The organism is Psychrobacter sp. M13 (genome assembly GCF_030718935.1).
GTDB lineage: Bacteria > Pseudomonadota > Gammaproteobacteria > Pseudomonadales > Moraxellaceae > Psychrobacter > Psychrobacter immobilis_G.
This window is the reverse complement of sequence record NZ_CP132194.1, coordinates 1,981,518-2,004,540: the sequence shown is the minus strand read 5'-3', so window position 1 is coordinate 2,004,540 and position 23,023 is coordinate 1,981,518. Positions and strand designations below refer to the sequence as shown.

Here is a 23,023-nt window from a genome sequence, read left to right as displayed (position 1 = left end):
AAAATTTGCTAGATTTTATGCTGAATGGTGCATGTGGCTGGGCTTTTGCTAGGAACAAAGGTACAATAACCGCTATCAAACGCTCACTTAGCAAAGGACAGGCCTGTAAGATATTTACGCGCGCTGTCCTTTTTTATTGCTTTTTCTACTGGAGTTATCATGTCAATTGCTCAAGAGTCGCCAGCTTCTCAAGATTCCGCTACTGTTTTGGATGGCAGAATACTTGCCAAGCAGATAGAACAAGAGTTATACAGCCGCGTTGAAAGTATCAAAGCCAAGACAGGACGTACGCCGATTTTGGCGACGATTTTGGTTGGTGCTGATCCAGCCTCTGCGACTTATGTGCGCATGAAAGGCAATGCTTGTAAGCGAGTTGGTATGGATTCTATTAAGGTTGAGATGCCAAGTGAAACGACTACTGAGCAGTTAATGGCAAAGATCGATGAGCTTAATAATAATCAAGATGTCCACGGTATTTTGCTTCAGCATCCTGTACCGAGTCATATTGATGAGCGCGCCTGTTTTGAGAAAATTGATCTAGCAAAAGATGTTGATGGGGTGACTTGCTTAGGTTTTGGTCGTATGAGTATGCAGGAATCAGCCTTTGGCTCTTGTACGCCACAAGGCATCATGCACTTGCTAAATCATCACCATATTGAGCTTTCAGGCAAGCAAGCGGTTGTCGTTGGTCGTAGTCCTATCCTTGGTAAGCCAATGGCAATGATGCTATTAAATGCTAACTGTACGGTGACGATTTGCCATTCCAGAACTGAAGATTTAGCCGCTCATGTGCAACGTGCAGATATTATCGTTGGTGCTGTCGGTGTCCCTGAGCTTATCAAGGCGGACTGGATAAAAGCGGGCGCAGTAGTAGTCGATGCCGGCTTCCATCCTACTGATAATGGCGGCGTCGGTGATATCGAAATGAGTGGTGTTAAAAATATTGCCAGTGCTTATACACCAGTACCAGGCGGCGTCGGGCCTATGACTATTAATACCCTTATTCGCCAGACAGTGATCGCAGCTGAGAAATCAGCTGATTTATAGACGAGTACGCTTAGCAAATAAATGACGGATTTAAATATTTATTGACCATAGATAAGGCGTCTGATGCTATAGAGTGGTATCAGACTAAATCAACCAAACAAAAAAGTTGATAGGGTCTCAAATGGCTAAAAAAAATCTAGATATTCATGAGCGATTACAGCATATTGGCAGAGAGTTCGTTGATATTTCTCACTATATCATTTTATTTTTGATCAGCTTAGTTGTGATCTGGACGGCAGGTAAAGAGTTCTTTTACATCTTTCAAAAAGGCTCAGCAGCGCTAAAAGATATCTTAATGTTGTTTATCTATTTAGAATTGCTCGCTATGATCGGTATTTATTTTAAGACCCATCGCCTACCTGTGCAGTTTCTGATATTTATTGCGATAACGGCATTGTCACGACATTTAGTGGTGGATGTACAAGCCGTCTCTGATTATTTTCATTTATGGTTACTCGCAACGATTTCTGTGGTGATTATCTTATTGAGTGCGTCTATTGTGATACTGACATGGACGGCTAGAACCTATGGTCGTCCAGAGGATAATTTAGAGGGTCAGCATAGGACTTCTATCATGAAAACGCTGCTACCTGATAATGCTCAGATACCTGATAGCCGTACGAAAAATCGCCGCGAATAGAAGCCTGAATGATCACTTTGACACCATAAAAAGGGCTAACGAATAAGCCCTTTTTTATGGTGTCAAATTCTGTAATTTGGAATTTAAATACCGTTTAAGAAGGTTAGCAAGATTTGCTTTTCATCGTCAGGAAGTTGCTCAAAGCGGTTTTTTGTGCTTTCTGCCTCACCGCCATGCCAAAGTATCGCCTCAGTCAAACTACTCGCGCGACCATCATGCAAAAACCGCGCCTCTGGATCACGAGCGACAATACCAATACCCCAAAGTGGTGGCGTGCGCCACTCATAGCTTTCTGCGTTTTTCTCTTTTACGCCATCATCAAGACCTGTGCCCATATCATGAAGTAATAAATCCGTATAAGGATAGATCGTTTGTTGGGATAATAAAGGAAAACGCAGGCTATCTCCGGTTTTTTGCTTAGGTGTATGGCAGCCAGCACAGCCTGTTTGAGCAAATAAAGTAGCGCCTTGATTAAAGGTTTGCAAATTACCAATACGACGCTCAGGAACAGCTAAGGCAGTCATAAACTCTGTTACCGCATCTAAGCTTTCATCGATGACCTCAGGCCCACCTGCAAACCCACCATTGGGCAAGGTTTTACAAATGAACTGACTAACCGTGCAATTAGGCTCTGCAAATACTGAAGTGGTTAAGCCCATATCTTGTGACATAGCATTGGCATTTTGAATGCGCAGACTTGAATTAATAGCCTTCCAGCCAAAGCGACCAATTTGCTGTTGACTGCCTTCAATGACCCAATGTACACGACCACTAATACTATCTTCGTTGACATCATCAGCGTCTGCTGCTGCGATGATATCAACATTAGGAATGAGGTTTAACATACCCATACCGACCAGCTGCGGTGATATCCGTCCGCTGATAGCACTATCGCCTAATGGCTGATTAGAGTCAGTAGGAATAAAGCTAAAGCTGACAGTACTTAAAGGGCTATCTACAGCAGTAATAACATCGTAGAGCATTTTGCCTTCAGTAGCGACGCTTGAGTCTATGCTTTGATGCTGCATTTGCTCACCGTAATAGGGGTGAGCTATACCTTGTTTATTACCTAATCTAAATAAGATAGCGTCTCTCATCTCGCCATTGGGTGCATAAGTAGGCTGACGGCCTTCGCTACTATGACACTGAGTACAAGCGTTGGCATTAAAGATTGGGCCAACACCATCAAATAATACGCGACCTTCGCCTGCTGGTGTCCATTGCGTAATAAACAACTCACGACCCGCTGATATATTGCCCAAACTACTCGTTGGTAGAGTAGGAATAATCTGTAAAAACGGTCGTGAAATGTCCGAGCTGATAGTTGCCACGCCACCTGCTGGTAGCCAATTGGTATCGACTTCTGGAGTAGGATTACTAGGTATGTCGGGCAGGTTTGGGTTGCTTGATGGCGTATCATCATCCGAGCCACCACACGCGCTAAGAGCGACTATTAAAACGAGTAATGTTGTGCGCGCTGCAAAAGATAAGTACATTGAATGAGGTTTCGGTAATGAGCTGATTAATAAAGACATGGCGTTACCTAACAGGGTGATTGGAAATAGAGTTAAATGATAATGAATAGAAATAATGATAAATAGATAGGATAAAAAAGGGCGACATCATTTAATGCGGCCCTTTTATTATGGTGCTACTACCAGTAAGTAATCAGTTATTAACGGATAGATTTAATTGACAGCTGATTGAGTAGGTAGACTAATAGAGAAGGGCACGTTATACATCCAAATATTAGTAGCGAGCTTGCTACCTATTGAGCCCTCAAAGCTCCAACCCCAAGTATATAAGTGGTCGCTCTTGTCTTGTGCAATAAGATGTAGAGCGCCCATACCTATATTTTCAATATCTGTCAAACTCGGCAGGTTATCAGTGGGTTCATCTAAATTGTTATATATCGTTCGGCCTTCACTATTGGTCTCGCCAAACATACCCCATGGATAAACTTTGCCGTTATTTAGTAATACATAACTAGAGTTGCCATTAGCATAGACCCGCTTTACCTTTTTATCAGCGAACCAAGGTAGTTTGGTTGGAGCAGTTATAGTTCTGTCCCAAGCGTTCTCAGTATCTTTAAATTGTTGACCGTTGTAGCCTACTTGACTACTAGAATTAAGCCCCCAACCGTAGACAGACTCTTTATTAGTTAGTGCTAGTACATGATCACGACCTGCGGCTAGTTGAGTAACCTTTTCATCAGTTGCTGTGTCTGTAATAACGGTAATACGCACAGGCACTGGATTCTCATTAATACAATTATTAGCGGTTGTGCAAGCGATGCCTTTACCCAAATTCGCATAATCATCGCTACCCCAACCCCAAACCTGACCTTTATCATCTAGCGCGTAGGAGCTACCAGAACTGACAGCAACTTGCACAATATGACCAATGTCAGTTGCTGCCGAAAAATCAACCTTGACAGGTATGCTACTGCTACTGGATGTGATAGTAGCATTGCCCAATTGTCCTTGACCATTTGCGCCCATTGCCCAAACCGTGCCATCTTGAGTGAGTACTAGGTTATGACTATATCCTGGTGCAACCATAACTGCATTCTCAATATTTGCTATCGCTCCAATATCAAGACGGCAGTCTTCAGTGCTACTACAGTTGTCGCGACCTAAATCACCACGACCTAATTGACCAGATTTGTCTTCGCCCCAACTATAAACACGCCCATCCTGTGCGATGGCTAAGGAATGATTTTGGTTAAAACCAATGCTAATGAGGTCTATAGGAGTGCTGCTCATCATAAATGGCGTATTGGGATGTAGGGGTATGACCGAGTTGTTATTTTCAGATAACTTAGTGACTGATCCTAGACCAGTTTGACCGTAGTTATTGCGTCCCCAGCCATAGAGATGCCCAGCCCTAAGTGCACCAGTATGAGACCCACCAGCGGCAATAGTATCGCCTAAATAGAGAGTCTTAGTAGAGGTAGTGATATTATCTGCATTGTCTGTTGCAGTTAAGGTAACTTGATTGTCTCCTAATGCTAGCAAGATAGTATCAGTGAAGTTGCCGTCAGCATCTAGGCTAAGAGTCTGAATAGGGTTATCATTGACTCCATAAGTTAATGATTTGATCCCGCCAGTGTCTTGAACTTGACCTGAAATAAAACTAGCAGCAACGGCAGTTGTGCTGTCATCAAAGTCGCTGTTTGTGGTCAATAATGGCGGAGTAACATCGCGGATGACAGGAGTATTATCAGAGTCATTGTTGTCGTTACAAGCAGTAAGTAGCAAAACCATCGTTGAAAGTGATAAAACTTGAGCCAATGGGGATAAGCGCATAGAAGTCTCAGTATATGATTTACAAAATAGAGTAATTGTCTAAGTGACAGAGCAATGAGCTAGAAATATTTAATGCGAATAATATTACAAATGATAACTATTATCAATATCTACATAAAAATATACAAAAAAACAGCCAGCTGGTTTTATAAGCTGACTGTATAAAGTCTCTGAAATGATTTTAAAGTTTTAGAATAATAATGAAGTCTATGATCATGTTGTCGTTTCGTTTGCGTGGCTTTGCTTTATAGCCACTTCACTTTCTTAAATTTATAATATAAATAGCCACAAGCCGCTAAGATTAAGAATAAAACCACAAAGTAAGAATACCGCCAATGTAGCTCTGGCATAAAGTCAAAGTTCATCCCGTAGATACCAGCGACAGCAGTCGGTACGGCAAGAATACCTGCCCATGCAGCAAGCTTACGCACGACCTCATTCTGTCCCATATTGACCATAGCCATATAAGTATCCATGGCCAAACTTAACATCTCATTTAGACCATTAACGGCATCGAGTGAGCGCAGCAGATGATCATTGATATCACGAAAGTAGGGCTTTGCGGCATTAGGGAAGGCAGGAACGAGATCGCTTTTTTGATGGTTAATAAAGAAGTTGCAAATATCTTGTACGGGTAGGATTACTGCGCGCATGTGTACCAGTTGCGACTTAATTTCATAAAGGTTTTTCAGCGTGCTTTTATTAAACTCGTAAGTAAAGATATTGCGCTCTTGCTCACGTAAATAGCTACCCAATCTGTCGGTCACTGGCAGATAGTTATCGACAATAAAATCAAGCACGGCATGCAGAATAAAGATCGGCCCCATTCTGAGCTTTTCAGGACGTAAATGACAATGCTCACGGATAGGGGTGTAAGCGTTCGAGGGGCCTATACGAATAGTAATAAGATAATTTTTACCCATAAATATTGCTGTTGTGCCATAACGAATAAAATTATCTTCAAGCTTAGCGGTACGTACCACTAAGAATATGGTGTCGTTATTATAGCTCTCCACTTTGGCGCGTTGATTATCAGCAAAAGCATCTTCTATAGCCAATTCATGAAGGTCAAAAGCATTCTGCACTTTGGCGATAGTCTGCAAGCTCGGCTCATATAGACCAAGCCAGATAAACTGATTGTTATTCTTCAGGGATTTACTGACATCGCTTAGCTCAAGCTGGCTCGTTTGCTCGCCCGTCTTACGCGAGTATGCATAGCAATTGACCACTTCATCCATACTCGAGACATCAATATCCTCAAAGCGATCGGCATCAGGATCATAAACCGTCATGGTCTCAAGCGTATCCTCTGGCGTAGCATCTGCATCGCCGTAGATGTAACTATCATAATCAATCATATCTGAATAGATATAATCTATATTAGTATCAGGTGCAATATGGGTGCTCTTTTTAACAGATAAATCATGATCGTCTTGCATATTGCCCTCCTTAAGTTGCTATCAGTGATCACGATGAATAATTACTAATAAATACTTACTCATTAATAGTATAAGTTCAGTCGTGATAAAGCTAAAAATAGCCGTTATATAGCATAGCTTTTTAGCGTCTCAATATCGACTAAGGCTAATAGGCTCTCATGGCAAGCCTCAAGCTTAAGCTGTGGTGCAATATCAAAGTCTAGAGCTTCAACCCAACGCAGCGCACAGATACACCAATAGTCACCAGGTTTGAGACCGGCAAAGTTATACTCAGGTAGAGGGGTAATCAAGTCGTTACCGCGACTGGCAGAAAAATTGAGAAACTCACTGGTCATCTTGGCACAGACGGTATGCTGACCGACATCGTGATTGCCTGTATGGCAAAAGCCGTTACGATAGTAGCCCGTAATAGGATCAAAACAACAGCTGGCAAGGGCCGTACCTAAAACATTAGTTTGATTGACGGCTGGATTAGGATGATAATCAGATGACATAAAGCCTCCTAAAAGGTTGATTGTTATTGGATAATTTGCATGATAAAAATATGCGCTAGTGTAGCATGAGTCGGTCTAATTGTCGCTCGAATAAGGTTGGCTACCTTATTTATTGACCCTGTTATCAATAGATCTTGTTAGAGGTAAAATGAGTTAATGTTAACTTGTAAAAGTGTGAGACAAACACAATTGTCGCTATGCGAAGTTTAGTTGCTATGCTAAACTAAAGCCATAAGTTGACAGGTCATTAAGCGTTCAAATTTAAGTGTTTTGTTATTTTGAATGATCATAATTTATAGTTAAAGCGTATAGTTAAATTTAGCACTCAGTTCTATAATTGAGCTTTAATGTTGCGTGTCAGAATCATATTTGTAGTGCTACCCTCATAGCTTTTTTAAAGTTTGTCAGTTGTGAGTCATTGATATGCACTTTTACATTATAAATTTGTCTTACTTAACAACAATGTCAAAATCTCAATAGTGCTGCGCTTTTGGATAAGCGCTATGCCAAACAAGGATTTATCGTGTCTGCTAGTTCTAACGCTGTAACCTCTGATTCTAATCCCTACTTGAGTAATTTTCATTTGAGTAATTTTGCTAATGAAGTGGCGAATAGTTGGCTGCTCCCTGATGGGGTGGTCGATGTGTTGTTTGATGAGGCGCAAAAGCAAGAAGTACTGCGCTACCGACTGACTCAGCAGCTTATTAGTAGGGGCTATCAGCTCGTCTCTCCACCGATGATTGAGTTTACAGAGTCTTTATTAAGTGAAGCCTCAGAGGATCTAAAGCGCCAAACCTTTAAGATTATTGATCAGCTGACAGGGCGCTTAATGGGCGTACGTGCTGATATCACGCCACAGATTCTACGTATTGATGCTCAATGGGGCGGTGAGGGCATTGCGCGTTATTGTTATGCAGGCGATGTTATTCACACGCTACCGACAGGTCTGTTCGGTTCGCGTACACCATTACAATTAGGCGCTGAAATCTTTGGTTGCGAGTCGCTTGATGCTGATATTGAGCTGATAGATGTGCTATTTAGCTTAGTCAATAGTCTTAATATGAGCGCTGATCTGCATGTGGACTTAGGGCATGTAGCGATATTTAAGCGCTTATCGGTGTTAGCGGATCTGTCCGAGAGTGATACTGAGCAGCTGATGCATCTGTATGCCAATAAGAATCTGCCTGAGCTAAAACGAGTCTGCCAGAGCTTGAATATGGGTAGCGACTTTTATGCTTTAGCGCGGTTTGGTCATGATATGACGCAGCTATCTGCGAAGCTCTCAAATACTGCGCAGCAAGATAACGATATTGCGACAGCCGTTGAGGAGCTACAGCGCCTTAAAACCCATTTGCAACAGCAGTGGCAGTGTGAGGTTAGTATCGATATCACTGAATTATCGGGTTATCATTATCATACGGGCATCGTATTTAACGGCTATATCAATAGCGAGACTCAGCCGCTAGTACGCGGTGGGCGCTTTGATGGAATGCAGCAGCTTCGTGAGGCTACTGGTTTTAGTATGGATGTTAGCCGATTGCTGGCACACATAGAGCTTGAGTCGGCCAATATAGTCGTGGTTAATTATAGCGATATGACTACTGGTACTAGTGATCAATTACAAAGTTTGCAGAGCCAAGTTGCGGATTTGCGCAATAAAGGCTATCGAGTCACTATGCCATTAGATGCCAATGACTGTCCAAAAGATATCAGTCATCGATTGAGTATGATTGAGGACAACTGGCAGTTAGAAACTATTTAGTCGTTATTTACTTTAAATTATTTGTTTCAAAAGTCTTAATAGTTTTCAAAAGTAATTTTTATAAATATAAATTAATACTTAATCAAGCTAAAGTTTTATTATACATTTCAACACATCTGAGGATTTATCATGGGTAAGAATGTCGTAGTTTTAGGAAGTCAATGGGGCGATGAGGGTAAAGGCAAAATCGTCGATTTATTGACCGAAAAAGCCTCAGCGGTAGCCCGTTTTCAAGGCGGCCATAACGCAGGACATACACTGGTAGTCGATGGAAAAACGACAGTACTACATTTGATTCCATCAGGTATTCTACGCGAAGGGGTGACTTGTTTTATTGGTAATGGTGTAGTGCTTGCACCTGATGCCCTGCTTAAAGAGATGAAAGGGTTAGAAGATAACAATGTACCCGTACGCGAGCGTTTGCGTATCTCGCCAAACTGTCCGCTTATCATGCCGTATCACGTTGCGCTTGATCAAGCCCGTGAAGCCAAACGCGGCAGTGGTAAAATCGGTACGACGGGTCGCGGTATTGGTCCCGCTTATGAAGATAAAGTCGCTCGCCGTGCGATCAAGCTGGCTGATCTGTTCCGTGATGATCTTGAGGAAAAGCTACGTAATTTAATTGAATACCATAACTTTCAATTAACTCAATATTATAAAGTCGATGCTATTGATTTTGATGAGACGTTAAAGCTGTGTCAAGAGTGGAAAGAATCCATCAAAGGCATGGTTACGGATGTAACTGAAGAATTAAATCAGATGCGTCTTGCTGGTAAGAACTTGATGTTTGAAGGCGCGCAAGGCACTTTATTAGATATCGACCATGGGACTTATCCGTTCGTAACCAGCTCAAGCGTGACTGCTGGTGGCGTATCGACAGGCACAGGTATTGGCCCACTATATTTAGATTATGTATTGGGAATCACCAAGGCTTACACCACCCGCGTCGGTAGTGGCCCTTTCCCAACGGAGCTGTTCGATGATGTTGGTGCACATTTAGCCAAAGTCGGTCATGAGTTTGGTGCAACTACAGGACGCGCGCGTCGCTGTGGTTGGTTTGATGCTGAGGCCTTACGCCGTGCCGTGGTATTGAACTCTTTATCTGGTATTTGCTTGACTAAGCTTGATGTTTTAGACGGTTTGGAGGAGCTGCGCATCGGTGTCGGTTATGATGTGCCAGAGACTGAATGTGCAGGCGCTCATGATGCTGAATTTTATGAGTCAGTAACGCCAAAGTATGAGACCCTGCAAGGTTGGAGCGAGTCAACGGTTGGGGTGACTAACTATGACGACTTACCTGAAAACGCTAAAATCTATATCAAGCGTATCGAAGCATTGATCGATTGTCCTGTTGATATTATCTCGACGGGCCCTGATCGTGAAGAAACGATCGTATTGCGTGATCCGTATGATGCGTAATACGTACGATGCTTAGATAGTTTGATCAATGACTTTTAACTAAAAAACCTCAGTGCTAAGCGTTGAGGTTTTTTAGTTAAATAGACTTACAGCGGTTATAAGTTGTGAGTTCACCTTTAAGTCGACCTCATTTATAAATAACCCCTATCATTTATAGCCTTAATCATTATAATAGTCAGCAATCATTTATTAGCAATATCGGTTTGTTTTTTTCAGTTTTAAAATAGCCTAAGCTAATATTTTGATACCTAAGTTTATGAATAGTAATTTATAAATTAAAATTCCGCTTTAGTAATCAACTAGGAGCTTTACATGGCTATCGAACGTACTTTATCTATTATCAAACCTGACGCGGTTGGCGGCAACCATATCGGCGCTATCTATGATCGTTTTGAACAAGCTGGTCTAAAAATCGTTGGCGCAAAAATGCTACAACTTGATGATCAAAAAGCGGGCGGTTTTTACGCTGAGCACGCTGAACGTCCATTTTATAATGATCTAAAGTCATTCATGATGTCAGGCCCAGTATTAGTATCGGTACTAGAAGGCGAAAACGCTATTGCTAAGCATCGCGAAATCATGGGCGCAACCAACCCAAAAGACGCTGATAAAGGCACTATCCGTGCAGACTTTGCTAGCAGCATCGATGAAAACGCGGTACATGGTTCAGATTCAGCAGAGTCAGCTGCGCGTGAAATCAGCTATTTCTTCAATGATGACGAAGTTTGTGCTCGCACGCGTTAATACGCTTTGCTATTGATTTATTACTAATTGATGGCTGTAGTATGACTCTGTAGCATTGTTAAATAGTCACATAAAACGGCTTATATCTTATGGGTATAAGCCGTTTTAGCTATTAGGGTAGTAAGTCATCAAAGCGCTTGTATTGAAATTTAGATGATCTCCCCTCATCATGACTATTGCTTTATAATGTCCGCTATAACGTAATCAATCCCTTATCAGCATAAGCTTTTATTCTGAAGTATTGCGCTCATAACGGATTGCTTATTGTAGTATTCATAAACAGCACTCATAAACAGTACCTGTAAAAAGCATCTATAAAAGTATCTAAAAATTGTAAAATCAGTTTCAGTAAAAAGGCCATCTCTTATGTCAACGCTCACTACCATCGAAAAAACGGCTATGAATACAGCCACGTCTACGCAGCCAGTACAAGCACATACGCCAACTAAAGCATCTAAATCCACTAGGCTCAATAGCATCAAGCTGACCGATGAGGCGATGGCTAAGACCAACCTATTGGGTATGACACAGGCGCAGCTGGCAGACTATTTCAAAAGCATTGGTGAGAAGCCGTTTCGTGCTACCCAAGTGATTAAATGGATTTATCAGCAAGGGGTCACAGACTTTGAGCAGATGACCAATCTAAGCAAAGGATTACGTGATAAATTGTCTGCTAATGCTTGTGTTATTCCACCAAAGGTGATTCATCGTCAATATAGTGATGATGGTACACGTAAATGGGTGTTTGAAGTGACAGGCGGATCTCTAGTTGAGACCGTATTGATACCTGCTGATGACAGCAAAGAGAACGGCCGTAAGACTTTATGTGTCTCCTCCCAAGTGGGCTGTGCGCTCGACTGTAGCTTTTGTAGCACGGGCAAGCAGGGTTTTGAACGGGATTTAACCGCGGCTGAGATTTTAGGTCAGCTTTGGGTTGCTAACGCTTCTTATATGACAGATGATCATGACAGTCTTGAGCATGTCGATCATAGCTTGTGGGACAATCAGGTGACCAATGTGGTCATGATGGGCATGGGTGAGCCGCTACTTAACTATACACCTGTTGTCAGCTCGATGGAGCTGATGCTCAGCGATCATGCTTATGGGCTATCCAAGCGCCGCGTGACCTTGTCAACCTCAGGGGTCGTGCCCAAAATGTATCAGCTTGCCAAAGATATCGATGTGGCATTAGCGATATCGCTACATGCGCCCAATGATGAGCTACGCAATGAGCTGGTACCTATTAACAAAAAATATCCTCTAAGTGAGCTGATGGCAGCGGCGCGAAATTACGTGTTTGATGCCAATCCGCGCCACAAAAAGCATGTGACCATTGAATACGTCATGCTCAATGGCGTCAATGATAGTAATGAGCACGCTGAACAGTTAGTCGCTCTGCTAGCTGATTTGCCAAGTAAGGTGAATCTTATTCCATTCAATCCTTTTCCGCATGCAGGCTATGATAAGTCTAGTAACAATCGTATCCATGCTTTTAGTAATATACTTAGCCAAGCAGGGTTTGTCTGCACTATCCGCCAAACCCGCGGTGATGATATTGATGCCGCTTGTGGTCAGCTGGTCGGGCAAGTAGCGGATCGCACCCGACGCTCGGCAGCTTGGCAACAAAGTATAAAAGATCGTAGTAACTTAAAGTCCAGTAATATAGAGGCGACTGAGTAATATCTAAACCATGCCGATTGCTTTCATTTCTCTATCCTTACCGTGATAGAAGTGTAGCTAGTAGAATTAATAGCAACTAAATTGTACTTATTAGCTTCAAATCTATTAAACTACTGGCTAATTGAATCCTAGCGCTACTATGGCGGTCATAATGATTTATAGATATTTTTGTCAACTTAGTGATAAATTAGACTCTAATGATGGTCTGCAACCCCTAAAGCTATTTCTTTTGAGTTCCTCAGGTAATAGAGGATTTCAAGTAAAAGTAGCTAGCTGTGTCTTGCTGACCGTATTGGCAACAGGCTGTCAAAGTACCTCTAATACGGCCACCGATCTAACCGGTAGTACGCGTTACCAGACTTCAACTGAGCCTACAGATAGTCGCAGCTCAGATAAACAAGAGATTGCTCGCGTTCGTACCTCTCTTGCAGCGCAGTACATTCGCAAAAACGAGTTAGATGCTGCTCAGCGGCAACTCGAAAAAGCTTTTGCTGCTAATAGCCGATATGCGCCCGCCTATGATATGATGGGCGTTTTATTGCAGCAAGAAGGCAGCCGCCTTAATCTTGAAAAGGCTGATCAGTACTTCAAGCAAGCTATTTCATTGGACGCGGACTTTACGCAGGCGCGTAATAATTATGGCGTCTATTTATCGCAGATGCAGCGTTATAACGAAGCAGTTGCCCAGTTTGAGATTGCAGGTGCGACACTAGGTTACGAAGGCCGTATTGGAGCTCTTGAAAATTTAGGGCGGACTTATTTACAGCTTGATAATCATCCTCTAGCAGCCAAAGCTTTTTTACGGGCGCTAGAGGGTAATCGCAATAGCTTAATTGCCCATATAGAACTGGTTGATTTATTGCTTGAAGAGCAGCGTATTATTCAGGCGCAGCGGCTTTATGATGAGACTTTGATACTGGTAAAAGGTCAAGGTATTAGCCCGCGCTTATTGCTTCAAGGCATCAAATTAGCGGCTGCACAAAACGATATCACGACTCGTCAACAATTGGCACAACAGCTGCTCTCCGCTTATCCTTTGAGCGAAGAGGCAAAACAACTTAAGACTTGGCTTAACAATCCAGAGGCTCCATGGAAATGACCAACCCACCATCTACTAATCAATCAACCGCTCAGAAATCGTTCGGTGTTATGTTGCAAAACGCTCGCAAGACTAAGCAGATGAGCTTAGAGACGGTGGCAAGCGAGTTATTTATACTCAAGCGTCATTTGCAAGCTTTAGAGGATGAAGATTTTGCTCAGCTGCCACAAGCGGCTTTTTCGCGTGGATTCGCTATTAACTACGCCAAGTTTTTAGGATTAGATCCTGTACAAGTAGCTAATAGCTTTGATAATGCTTATCCTAATGAGCTAAAGTCGCGCGCTATGGGCAATATTGAGTCGCCACTGCGCCCTATGGGTACGTTACAGCGCGATAGTCGCAGCCGTATCCGCTTCAATCCCTTATTAATACTTGCTGTGATTGCACTCATTATTCTAGCAGTGCTTTTGTTCCGCATGGTGACTAATGCTACGCAAGACACCGAGGAAGTCACGCCTATATCTGAGGATATAACGTTATCAGAGCAGACCCAAGGCGCTGCTATTGATGAGCTTGACACTAGTAGTGTTGGTGCCTCAGGCTCAGCATTAAACTTGGGTGGTGACGTTGCAGCAACTGCTATATTACAGTTCAAATTGAGTGACACCGCCTCAGTTGGGGTCATTGATGCCAATGGTAATAGTTTGATTAGCGGTGAGCAGACCCAAGGTAGTTATCAACTCTCTGGTGTGCCGCCTTTTAATATTGTTATTGATAATATCAATAATGTTGAGCTAATTGCGAATCAACAGCCCGTTGCCTTAGAGCAGTATGCAACAGGTCAGCAAGCTAGCTTCGCATTGACTCCTTAATATTTTTAGACTTATTTACAGTTTGTATTTGCCAAGGATTAATTATGTCAACATCAGCACCTATCGTTCGCCGTGTTACCAAAAAGATATATGTCGGTGACGTTGCTATTGGTGGTGATGCACCGATCAGCGTACAAAGCATGACTAATACGGATACTTGTGATATCCCGGGCACTGTTGCGCAAATAGAGCGCTGTGTAGAAGCGGGCGCAGATCTTATGCGTGTATCTACACCGACTATGGAGAGTGTTGCCGCTTTTGGTGAGATTCGCAAATTAGTGAGTGTACCACTCATCGCTGATATACATTTTGATCATAAGATTGCTTTAGCAGTAGCCGAGGCAGGCGCTGATTGTCTGCGTATTAATCCTGGCAACATCGGTAGCGATGCTAAAGTGCGCGAAGTCGTCGCTTGCGCGCGTCACCATAATATTCCTATTCGTATCGGTGTTAATGCAGGCTCTCTAGAAAAAGAGATTCAGCGCAAATATACTGAGCCAACGGGCGAGGCTATGCTTGAGTCCGCTATGCGTCATATCGATATCTTGGATCGTCTCAACTTTGATCAATATAAAGTGTCAGTCAAAGCTAGCAATGTATTTTTGACCTTGGATGCTTATCGTCTAATATCAGCACAGATCGATAACCCCTTACATCTTGGGGTGACCGAAGCGGGTGTCTATCGTACGGGTGCAGTCAAATCTGCTATTGCGCTTGGCGGATTATTACTTGATGGCATAGGCGATACGATCCGTATATCACTCGCCGCTGAGCCTGAAGAAGAAATCAAAATTGGCTATGATATTCTCAAGTCATTAAATATTCGCTCAAACGGGGTGAATTTTATTGCTTGCCCTAGTTGCTCACGTCAAGAGTTCGATGTGATACGGGTGATGACTGCTTTGGAAGCACGCCTAGAGGATATTCGTGAGCCGATGAATCTGTCAGTGATTGGCTGCAAGGTTAATGGACCAGGCGAAGCCAAAGAAGCGGATATTGGTGTTGTAGGAGCCGCGCGTCGATCACTAGTCTACCGTATGGGCGAGAAGAGCCATCTTATCGATACGGATAATCTAGTCGATGAAATCGAAGGTATGGTACGCGCTCATGCGGAAGTGCTCGAGAAAGCTCGTGAAAATGAAATCATTCGCGTAAAATAGTATTTTGTAAAATTGGCTAAAAATAACAATTAAAAATTTAGGATATAAGTGCCACATGATCAAAGCTATTAAAGGGTTTAACGATATTTTGCCAGATCAGTCTGCACAGTGGCTAAAGCTTGAGTCTATATTAGCGGACGTGTTATCTAGATATGGCTATGAGCATATTCGTCTGCCTATCGTTGAGCAGACTGATCTGTTTGCGCGTGCTATTGGCGGTGCTACTGATATCGTTGAAAAAGAGATGTATAGCTTTATAGATAAGTCTGAGCCACCTACACCATTGACCTTACGTCCAGAAGGCACAGCAGGAGCCGTGCGGGCAGTGATTGAGCATAACTTATTACGCGGTGATACCCCAAAGCTTTGGTACATCGGTCCTATGTTTCGCTATGAGCGTCCACAAAAAGGTCGTTATCGTCAGTTTCATCAGATAGGTGTTGAGAGCTTTGGTAGTGCGCTGCCAGATGCGGATGCTGAGCTGATTGCGATGACCCATCTGATGTGGCAACAGTTAGGTCTCAAAGATGAGCTGCGTCTTGAACTAAATAGCCTAGGCGAGCTTGATGAGCGTCATGCTTATCGCGATGCCCTAGTGGCTTATTTAACCGATAAACAAGATCAGCTCGATGACGATAGCAAGCGCCGTTTAACTACCAATCCGCTACGTATCTTAGATAGCAAAGAGGCGAGTACTCAAGCATTGCTTATTGATGCGCCAAAACTTGCTGACTTTCTAGGCGAAGATAGTGTGGCACATTTTGAGCAAGTACAAGCCTATTTGATGGCTTTAGGTATTAAGTTTGAGATCAACCCGCATCTAGTGCGTGGCCTTGATTATTATAACAAAACCGTATTTGAGTGGGTGACAGATAAGCTGGGTAGCCAAGCTACAGTTTGTGCTGGTGGCCGTTATGATAGCCTAGTCGGTCAGCTAAAATCAACGGACACTCGTGGCAATAATAAAGCTGATGCTAAGCCTGTCAAGTCTGAGCCTGCGGTCGGCTTTGCGATGGGACTTGAGCGCTTATTGTTATTGATAGACGCAGTTGCTCCTTTTAGCGAAACGGCTGCCTGTGATGTCTTTATTGCCGCGCATCCTGAAGTTTATGGCGCAGGTATGACTTATGCCCAGAATCTTCGCTATCAGCGTCCAGATTTGCGTATTAGAATGGCGAGCGCTACAGGACTAAAAGCGCAAATGAAAAAAGCGGACAAATCAGGCGCGCGCTTGACGGTTATCATTGCGCAGCAAGAGCTGGACGCTAATGAGATCAGTATTAAGGATATGCAAACAGGTGAGCAACGAAGCGTAGCTCAAGACTGGCTCGCTGACGAACAAAACTTTGCTACACACATAAATATCTGATTATAAAATAGCTCGTTTTATTGACTGTGTTTTATTGATTTGACAGTCATAATGATTGCACTTACTATAAATTTACTAGGTAAATATTCATGGCTCTGACCCCTAATACGTCAAACCCAGATGGCTCAATGCAAGCGTTAAAACAATATGGTGGTAATATTATCACCGTTATTTTGCTGGCATTAGCAGGTTACTTTGGCTGGACTTATTGGCAAAATAACCATGCACGGGTCGATACCGTTGCCGCTGATCAATATGCGGATATTCAGCTGTTAAATGAGCAAGTCAGTTTGGCGGCGCAAAATCCAGACCTAGAAGCGGATGCTTTAACAGCACTTGCCGATAGTCGTAAGCAGTTGAATGCTAACATCGATACTTTAGTGAGCACTCATGGTAGCTCAGTTTATGCTTGGCAAGCGCTAATGATAAAGGCTCGCGGACAGGTCGATAGCGATGACTTTGCAGGAGCACGTAAGAGCTTTGAGCAGGCACTAGCTATTGATCTTGGCGATGCAGGACTTACAGCCATAGCTCGTTTGCGTTACGCTGAGACTCTACTAGCCGCAGGCGATGCTGAAGCGGCGTTAACCGAAGCTAAGACCGATATGCCAAGCTCTTTTGAGGGCAGCCAGCAAGAGCTATTAGGGGATATCTATTTGGCTCAAAATGACAAAGACGCTGCTGTTCAGGCTTACAACAATGCTTGGGAGCTGCTACGCAAGCGTCAAGAAACTCGAGCCGTATTAGCTTTGAAAATGGAGAGTTTGGGTATAGTGCCTGAGTCTATCGATGCGCCTACGGAGCTTGTCCAAGCTGCTGCTGCGCCAGCTATTAATCCAGAGACTGTTAATCAAGAACCTGTAACAGACGACGCTGCAAATACTGAGACTCAAACAGCACAATAAATATACTTAAAGCTTAAACTATTGATTGTAGTTTTTGAGCAAAGATTTCAGCCTTTATAGATCGTTCACTTATTTGTAATGAGAACCAACCATGACTTTACTTATTCGCCTTGATAACCGCTTAGTCAATAAAAAAAATATAAGAACAATGGTTACGCATGTCGCAGTATTGGCGCTTATGACCAGTGCAGTCGTTGGCTGTGAGCGAGGTATTAAGCCCGTGGTCAATGATCCTGTAAAATTGGTTCAGCTCGCCCAACCGATCAGTGTGCTACAGCCTGTATTCAACGTAGATGCTGGCAAAAAAGCCAGTGCTAAAGATCCACTTAGCCTACAAGTTGGCTATAGTAATGATCAAATCGTCACTGCCTCACGCGGTGGTGATTTATCAGGCTTTAATAACGCAGGTCAAAGCCTTTGGTCTGTTAATGTCGGCGATCAAATCACAGGTGGCGTAGCACTAGACGACTTTAGCCAAACTGCTATTGTTAGTACGCGTAGCGGGCAGGTCATGGCATTTGATAGCACAACAGGTGCTAAGCGTTGGCAGCAACAATTAACTGGCTCAGTGCTCAGCCCAGCTTTGATCAGTAATAACCGAGTTATTTTGTCAGCTAATGATGGCTTTTTGCATGGATTATCTTTGCAAAATGGTCAATCAGTATGGCAGTTTGCGACTCAAGTACCTGATATTAGCGTGCGTGGCAGCGCTATGCCCACCTTATTAGACGATAAAACCGCGCTAGTGGCGACCGCTGACGGTCGTCTACATGCTATTACTGTCGATAACGGACTGCCGCAGTGGTCACGTCGTATTGGCGTTGGCTCAGGTAGTAGTGAAGTTGAACGTATGAGTGATGTCGATGGCGCACCTATCGTCGACAATAATGAACTGTTCGCCATCAGCTATAGTGGACAGATGCTAGGTATTGACTTGGCTTCAAGACAAGTAAAATTCGTGAATGAACAAGCAAGCTTGAAGTCTCTTGCAGTCAACGCTCAGCAAGTAGTAGCGACCAGTTTAGCAGGTCAAGTAGCCGCCTATGATCGTAATAGCGGCGCAGTGTTATGGCAAAACGATGAGCTAGGCTATCGTCAATTGACAAATCCTGTGATGATAGGCAACTATATTGCCGTTGGTGACTTGGATGGGGTAATACATCTATTCGATTCAGCAACAGGTACTATCGTAAGTCGCGTCCAAACCAAAGGCGCACTGCATACCTTACAAGTGCAAGGCAGTCGCTTGCTAACCCAAAGCAATTCAGGCCAAGTCGCTGTTTGGCAGCTGGCTCGTTAATCGCTATTTTTGTTTTGTTATGCCAATTTGATTTTATTGATAAGCTATGAGCTTATTGTTAGCAAGTTTTTAGCAAAATTTTATTATTATTTATTAGTGTCTAAGGTGATCAACAGCGTATTCGCTGTTTTTGCTTTTAAACACTATCATTGAGAGTAACGCATGAGTATCAAGCCCGTGGTCGCTTTAATTGGCCGCCCAAACGTTGGTAAATCCACTTTATTTAATCAGTTTACTAAAAGTCGTCAGGCTTTAGTCGCTGATCTGTCGGGTTTGACCCGTGACCGTCAATATGGCGATGCTGAATACGAAGATAAAGCTTTTATCGTAGTAGATACTGGTGGTATCGGTGAAGCAGATGACGGTAGCGGTAATATCGATGATTATATGTCTGAGCAGTCGCATACAGCTATTCATGAAGCTGACATCGTCGTGTTTGTGGTAGACGCACGCGTAGGAATGATCGGTGCTGATGCTGAGATTGGTAAGTTCTTGCACACTTTAGGCAAGCCTGTCTACGTGGTCGCTAATAAAGTCGATGGCGCTCATGATTCGGCGCCTGCTGAGTTTTATGCGTTAGGTCTTGGCGAGCCTTATCCTATGGCCGCTAGTCATGGCCGAGGTGTTGGTAATCTGCTTGAAGTCATTACTGCAGATATGCCAGAAAAAGAGTCGATAGTGGAGCCACAAGGTTTGAAGCTGGCGATTATTGGTCGTCCAAACGTCGGCAAATCAACGCTAGTCAATCGTCTATTAGGCGAGGATCGAGTCGTCGTGTTCGATATGCCAGGAACTACTCGTGACAGTATTTATATCCCTTATAAACGCGATGGCAAAGATTACGTATTGATTGATACCGCAGGGGTACGTCGCCGCGGTAAGATTGATGAAAAGGTAGAGAAGTTCTCAGTAATCAAGACTTTACAAGCTATCGAAGATTCGAACGTGACCGTCATTGTCATTGATGCGCAAGAAGGTATCGTTGATCAAGATCTGCATATGATTGGCTATGCACTTGATGCAGGCCGTGCTTTGGTAGTGGCCATCAATAAATGGGATGGTTTGACTCAAGATCAAAAAAACTATATTAAGATCGAAATGGATCGCCGTTTTAACTTTATTCCTTATGTAAAAGTGCATCTAATATCAGCATTACATGGTACTGGGGTGGGCAATTTATATCCTTCACTCTTACGTGCTTATGATTCTTCAATGTTTGAAGTGTCGACTAATCGCTTAACTCAGATCTTGCAAGATGCGGTCGCTGCTAACCCGCCACCTGCTATTTCAGGTCGCCGTATCAAATTGCGCTATGCTCATATCGGCGGTCATAATCCACCGGTTATCGTCATTCATGGTAATCAAACCGGCTCGCTACCTAAGAGCTATCAGCGCTATCTTGAAAACCAATTCCGCGAAGTGTTTAAGCTTGAAGGCACACCGCTCAATGTGGTGTTTAAGCTCAACGACAATCCTTATGCAGGCAAGAGCGATACGCCTACTAAAGCAAAAGCTCAGCAACTGCGTCAACGTGAGCGCAATAGAGCACAAAAATTCACTACTCGTGAGAAAAAGAAGCGTTAACTATCAGCGTGTTTGCATTGCAAACACGCTTTTTAGTCTTGGCAAGTTGTTATATAAGTGAGTGCTTAATAATCATCAAAACCCATAAGTACAGACTTATACAAGCTATTAAAATCAATCTATTAATTTTATACAACCCCTAGTCAAATATCAGGTAATATAAGTTAAAACATTATTGGCATGATTCAGTAACATGCGTATAAATTTGGTTAAAACGCTCCCAATTCTTATTTGGAACTGTGTGTTGCAGGGGATAGCTGTTGCTGTTTTAATCGCTTTTTTATTGTCTTTCGTTTACGGCTATGTCTACTATTATCAGCAGCAGCGCTTGCATGTGCAGCAATTAGCAGAGCTATTAGCTAGCAGCGCCTCAACGATTGATGGCGCTAATTTAGTAGCCAATCAAGTCAGTATATTACTAGCTGATGACGCTAGTATTCAAAATATCGTTTTTTATTCCACCGATCATCCCATTGATAACCTTAGCCAAGCGGACATTGACCGAACCAGTAGTGATTGGCATAACGCGCTGTTGGCAGATACCGTCAGTTTCAACCGTGCAGTTACCAGTCGCTACGCTGTAGATGATCAAACACAAGTTAAGAAGCTCAATACAAAGCTATCGTCACTAGAAAGGGGCAATACTGCACTAGATACTAGCGCTACAGTAGATCAATCAACGGCTACTAATGCGCTGGTAGGCTATATCAATATTACCTTAGATGTTAAAAAGCTGCGTATGCAATGGTTACGTAAGACTATTCCGCTTTGGCTACTAACCTTAGTGCTAGGCATCTTAGTGATGGCTTTTATTTTTCGCAAACTGTTACGCTCAAGCAAAGATATTACAGCGCTTGCCACGACTTGTGAGCTGGTAATTAACAATCCTGATCTAGAACAGCTACCTGTGATTCAGCAGCGTTTCGAATTTCGTGAGCTGATGCATATCAAACAATCTTTTGTTCTCTTATTTGAGCGCTTGCGCGAGTTGCGCGAGCAGTATGCGGCACTAGGAGATTTAGAGCAGCGCTTGCAGCAAAAAGATAAATCTCTTGAGACGCAGCGATATAACTTTCAAAGTATGATTACCCATGAGCTCAAAACATCGCTCAATGCTATCTCAGGTGGCTTGCAATTATTAGATAGTCAGAATTTGAGCTATGATCAGCAAGATACTTTAGCTATTATCAGTAAAGGCAGTCAACATTTGGAGCTGACTTTAGAGCAAATTATTCAACTTAATAAAATTGAAAAAGGTCAAGTGAGGATCAATTTATGTGAGTTTAATCCCTTGCAAATGATTGCCGATCTACTGGCCAAGTTTGATCCTATTGCACAAAAAAAAGGTTTGGCGCTAATCAGTCATACGCATCATATTGACTACACTCTTGAAGGTGATGCCAATAAAATTCAGCAGCTTTTAACGGCGCTTATTGATAACGCGATCAAATTTACTCATAAAGGGCAAATTACTATTGAGTCGCAATTGACTCATTTTGATCACAGTATACGTTGGCATATCAAGGTCATCGATACAGGTATTGGTATTGATAATAACTATGTTGACAAGATTTTTATGCCGTTTTTCCAAGTTGACTCCTCAAAAACTCGTCAATACGAGGGAGCTGGTATAGGCCTGCCAATCGTCAAGCAAATGCTCCAATTGCTAGCCGCATCCATTGATGTGGATAGCCGTGTCGGTGAGGGCAGCCAATTTACCGTTGTTATTCCGCTACGTAATAAATATAAAAATTGGCAGCACTCTCCACTAGAGGGTTTGAAGATCATCTACTGTCATGCTGACGATAATGACTTTTTGGCAAAAGAGCTACAACGTTTGGGCGCAGAGGTGACTTTTTGGCCCATTGAGCAACTGTCGATGGCACAATTGGCTGATGCTAGGTTTGATATGATGATGTTTGCCGAAGATATTTTACCTGAGCAAGTAGCGCAGCTGGCGCAATTGGTGCGAGATTACGAAACCAAACACCGAACGTTGCTTATTTATTGGTATCCGATGGATCGAGCGCATGAGAGATATAAGTTTGAGCATGAGCTAAAGATTGCTGGTATTGACTACTATCATAGTGTGCCTGAGCATCCTGAAACTTTGGTTGAGTTATTACAAAAATGGACGGGAAGAGATTAGCTGACTAATTAATTAAATAGTATTAAAAGTTATTTTTTCAATTTCTGGAATAAAGTCATAAAAAATCCTAGTATTAATAGCGAATGTGAGTACTCAGTCATCGCTATCAATA

General features: G+C 42.9%; 18 protein-coding genes. 14 read left to right on the top strand and 4 right to left on the bottom strand.

The window, feature by feature from the left end; genetic code table 11:
• The first annotated feature begins 159 nt into the window (after positions 1 to 159).
• Together folD and Q9G97_RS08335 are read left to right on the top strand one after the other, a co-directional pair.
• Positions 160 to 1,047, top strand: a complete 888-nt coding sequence (gene folD, locus Q9G97_RS08340; RefSeq protein WP_305898420.1) for a bifunctional methylenetetrahydrofolate dehydrogenase/methenyltetrahydrofolate cyclohydrolase FolD — start codon at positions 160 to 162, stop codon at positions 1,045 to 1,047.
• Positions 1,048 to 1,168: 121 nt separating this feature from the next.
• Entirely contained in the window at positions 1,169 to 1,687 is a 519-nt protein-coding gene (locus Q9G97_RS08335; protein WP_305898419.1) for a phosphate-starvation-inducible protein PsiE, read from the top strand.
• An 83-nt stretch (positions 1,688 to 1,770) separates the two neighbouring features.
• On the opposite strand, the gene Q9G97_RS08330 is transcribed toward Q9G97_RS08335, so the two are convergent.
• The 4 genes from Q9G97_RS08330 to Q9G97_RS08315 form a co-directional block, all read right to left on the bottom strand.
• Positions 1,771 to 3,222 (bottom strand): di-heme oxidoredictase family protein, encoded by a 1,452-nt coding sequence (locus tag Q9G97_RS08330; protein WP_305898418.1) that lies wholly within the window; start codon positions 3,220 to 3,222, stop codon positions 1,771 to 1,773.
• Between the two features lie 153 nt (positions 3,223 to 3,375).
• Positions 3,376 to 4,995 carry a chromosome condensation regulator RCC1 gene (locus Q9G97_RS08325; RefSeq protein WP_305898417.1) on the bottom strand — a complete coding sequence of 540 codons (1,620 nt, stop codon included), beginning with the start codon at positions 4,993 to 4,995 and terminating at the stop codon, positions 3,376 to 3,378.
• Positions 4,996 to 5,240: 245 nt separating this feature from the next.
• Positions 5,241 to 6,434: a magnesium/cobalt transporter CorA gene (gene corA / locus Q9G97_RS08320; protein WP_305898416.1), complete on the bottom strand. Its 1,194-nt coding sequence runs from the start codon at positions 6,432 to 6,434 to the stop codon at positions 5,241 to 5,243.
• Positions 6,435 to 6,538: 104 nt separating this feature from the next.
• Positions 6,539 to 6,928: a DUF2237 family protein gene (locus Q9G97_RS08315; protein ID WP_201569405.1), complete on the bottom strand. Its 390-nt coding sequence runs from the start codon at positions 6,926 to 6,928 to the stop codon at positions 6,539 to 6,541.
• Between the two features lie 523 nt (positions 6,929 to 7,451).
• Between Q9G97_RS08315 and Q9G97_RS08310 the strand changes: the two genes are divergently transcribed.
• The 12 genes from Q9G97_RS08310 (at position 7,452) to Q9G97_RS08255 (ending at position 22,911) form a co-directional block, all read left to right on the top strand.
• Entirely contained in the window at positions 7,452 to 8,690 is a 1,239-nt protein-coding gene (locus Q9G97_RS08310; protein ID WP_305898415.1) for an ATP phosphoribosyltransferase regulatory subunit, read from the top strand.
• A gap of 129 nt (positions 8,691 to 8,819) precedes the next feature.
• Positions 8,820 to 10,109 carry an adenylosuccinate synthase gene (locus Q9G97_RS08305; RefSeq protein ID WP_305898414.1) on the top strand — a complete coding sequence of 430 codons (1,290 nt, stop codon included), beginning with the start codon at positions 8,820 to 8,822 and terminating at the stop codon, positions 10,107 to 10,109.
• Between the two features lie 312 nt (positions 10,110 to 10,421).
• Positions 10,422 to 10,853 carry a nucleoside-diphosphate kinase gene (gene ndk / locus Q9G97_RS08300; protein ID WP_305898413.1) on the top strand — a complete coding sequence of 144 codons (432 nt, stop codon included), beginning with the start codon at positions 10,422 to 10,424 and terminating at the stop codon, positions 10,851 to 10,853.
• Positions 10,854 to 11,351: 498 nt separating this feature from the next.
• A complete protein-coding gene (rlmN, locus tag Q9G97_RS08295; RefSeq protein ID WP_305900308.1) occupies positions 11,352 to 12,533 on the top strand; it encodes a 23S rRNA (adenine(2503)-C(2))-methyltransferase RlmN in 1,182 nt (393 codons plus the stop codon).
• Positions 12,534 to 12,762: 229 nt separating this feature from the next.
• A complete protein-coding gene (pilW, locus tag Q9G97_RS08290; RefSeq protein ID WP_305898412.1) occupies positions 12,763 to 13,632 on the top strand; it encodes a type IV pilus biogenesis/stability protein PilW in 870 nt (289 codons plus the stop codon).
• A complete protein-coding gene (locus Q9G97_RS08285; protein WP_227680217.1) occupies positions 13,629 to 14,444 on the top strand; it encodes a helix-turn-helix domain-containing protein in 816 nt (271 codons plus the stop codon). The genes pilW and Q9G97_RS08285 overlap by 4 nt, the downstream gene beginning before the upstream one ends.
• 44 nt (positions 14,445 to 14,488) lie before the next feature.
• A complete protein-coding gene (ispG, locus tag Q9G97_RS08280; protein ID WP_201569394.1) occupies positions 14,489 to 15,604 on the top strand; it encodes a flavodoxin-dependent (E)-4-hydroxy-3-methylbut-2-enyl-diphosphate synthase in 1,116 nt (371 codons plus the stop codon).
• Positions 15,605 to 15,659: 55 nt separating this feature from the next.
• Positions 15,660 to 16,973, top strand: a complete 1,314-nt coding sequence (gene hisS, locus Q9G97_RS08275; protein WP_305898411.1) for a histidine--tRNA ligase — start codon at positions 15,660 to 15,662, stop codon at positions 16,971 to 16,973.
• Between the two features lie 89 nt (positions 16,974 to 17,062).
• Positions 17,063 to 17,878 (top strand): tetratricopeptide repeat protein, encoded by an 816-nt coding sequence (locus Q9G97_RS08270; protein WP_305898410.1) that lies wholly within the window; start codon positions 17,063 to 17,065, stop codon positions 17,876 to 17,878.
• A 91-nt stretch (positions 17,879 to 17,969) separates the two neighbouring features.
• Positions 17,970 to 19,178, top strand: a complete 1,209-nt coding sequence (bamB, locus tag Q9G97_RS08265) for an outer membrane protein assembly factor BamB (RefSeq protein ID WP_201569388.1) — start codon at positions 17,970 to 17,972, stop codon at positions 19,176 to 19,178.
• A 162-nt stretch (positions 19,179 to 19,340) separates the two neighbouring features.
• On the top strand, positions 19,341 to 20,762 hold the full coding sequence (gene der / locus Q9G97_RS08260) for a ribosome biogenesis GTPase Der (RefSeq protein ID WP_305898409.1): 1,422 nt from the start codon (positions 19,341 to 19,343) through the stop codon (positions 20,760 to 20,762).
• Between the two features lie 193 nt (positions 20,763 to 20,955).
• Positions 20,956 to 22,911, top strand: a complete 1,956-nt coding sequence (locus Q9G97_RS08255) for a HAMP domain-containing sensor histidine kinase (protein WP_305898408.1) — start codon at positions 20,956 to 20,958, stop codon at positions 22,909 to 22,911.
• Positions 22,912 to 23,023: the final 112 nt, after the last annotated feature.

Bases quoted from the DNA above. Each gene is read 5' to 3' on its own strand.
- Q9G97_RS08255 (WP_305898408.1), top strand. From the start codon at position 20,956: ATGCGTATAAATTTGGTTAAAACGCTCCCAATTCTTATTTGGAACTGT.
- der (WP_305898409.1), top strand. From the start codon at position 19,341: ATGAGTATCAAGCCCGTGGTCGCTTTAATTGGCCGCCCAAACGTTGGT.
- Q9G97_RS08285 (WP_227680217.1), top strand. From the start codon at position 13,629: ATGACCAACCCACCATCTACTAATCAATCAACCGCTCAGAAATCGTTC.
- ispG (WP_201569394.1), top strand. From the start codon at position 14,489: ATGTCAACATCAGCACCTATCGTTCGCCGTGTTACCAAAAAGATATAT.
- rlmN (WP_305900308.1), top strand. From the start codon at position 11,352: ATGGCTAAGACCAACCTATTGGGTATGACACAGGCGCAGCTGGCAGAC.
- Q9G97_RS08305 (WP_305898414.1), top strand. From the start codon at position 8,820: ATGGGTAAGAATGTCGTAGTTTTAGGAAGTCAATGGGGCGATGAGGGT.
- Q9G97_RS08330 (WP_305898418.1), bottom strand. From the start codon at position 3,222: ATGTCTTTATTAATCAGCTCATTACCGAAACCTCATTCAATGTACTTA.
- bamB (WP_201569388.1), top strand. From the start codon at position 17,970: ATGACTTTACTTATTCGCCTTGATAACCGCTTAGTCAATAAAAAAAAT.
- Q9G97_RS08315 (WP_201569405.1), bottom strand. From the start codon at position 6,928: ATGTCATCTGATTATCATCCTAATCCAGCCGTCAATCAAACTAATGTT.
- corA (WP_305898416.1), bottom strand. From the start codon at position 6,434: ATGCAAGACGATCATGATTTATCTGTTAAAAAGAGCACCCATATTGCA.
- Q9G97_RS08325 (WP_305898417.1), bottom strand. From the start codon at position 4,995: ATGCGCTTATCCCCATTGGCTCAAGTTTTATCACTTTCAACGATGGTT.
- Q9G97_RS08335 (WP_305898419.1), top strand. From the start codon at position 1,169: ATGGCTAAAAAAAATCTAGATATTCATGAGCGATTACAGCATATTGGC.
- ndk (WP_305898413.1), top strand. From the start codon at position 10,422: ATGGCTATCGAACGTACTTTATCTATTATCAAACCTGACGCGGTTGGC.
- hisS (WP_305898411.1), top strand. From the start codon at position 15,660: ATGATCAAAGCTATTAAAGGGTTTAACGATATTTTGCCAGATCAGTCT.
- folD (WP_305898420.1), top strand. From the start codon at position 160: ATGTCAATTGCTCAAGAGTCGCCAGCTTCTCAAGATTCCGCTACTGTT.
- Q9G97_RS08270 (WP_305898410.1), top strand. From the start codon at position 17,063: ATGGCTCTGACCCCTAATACGTCAAACCCAGATGGCTCAATGCAAGCG.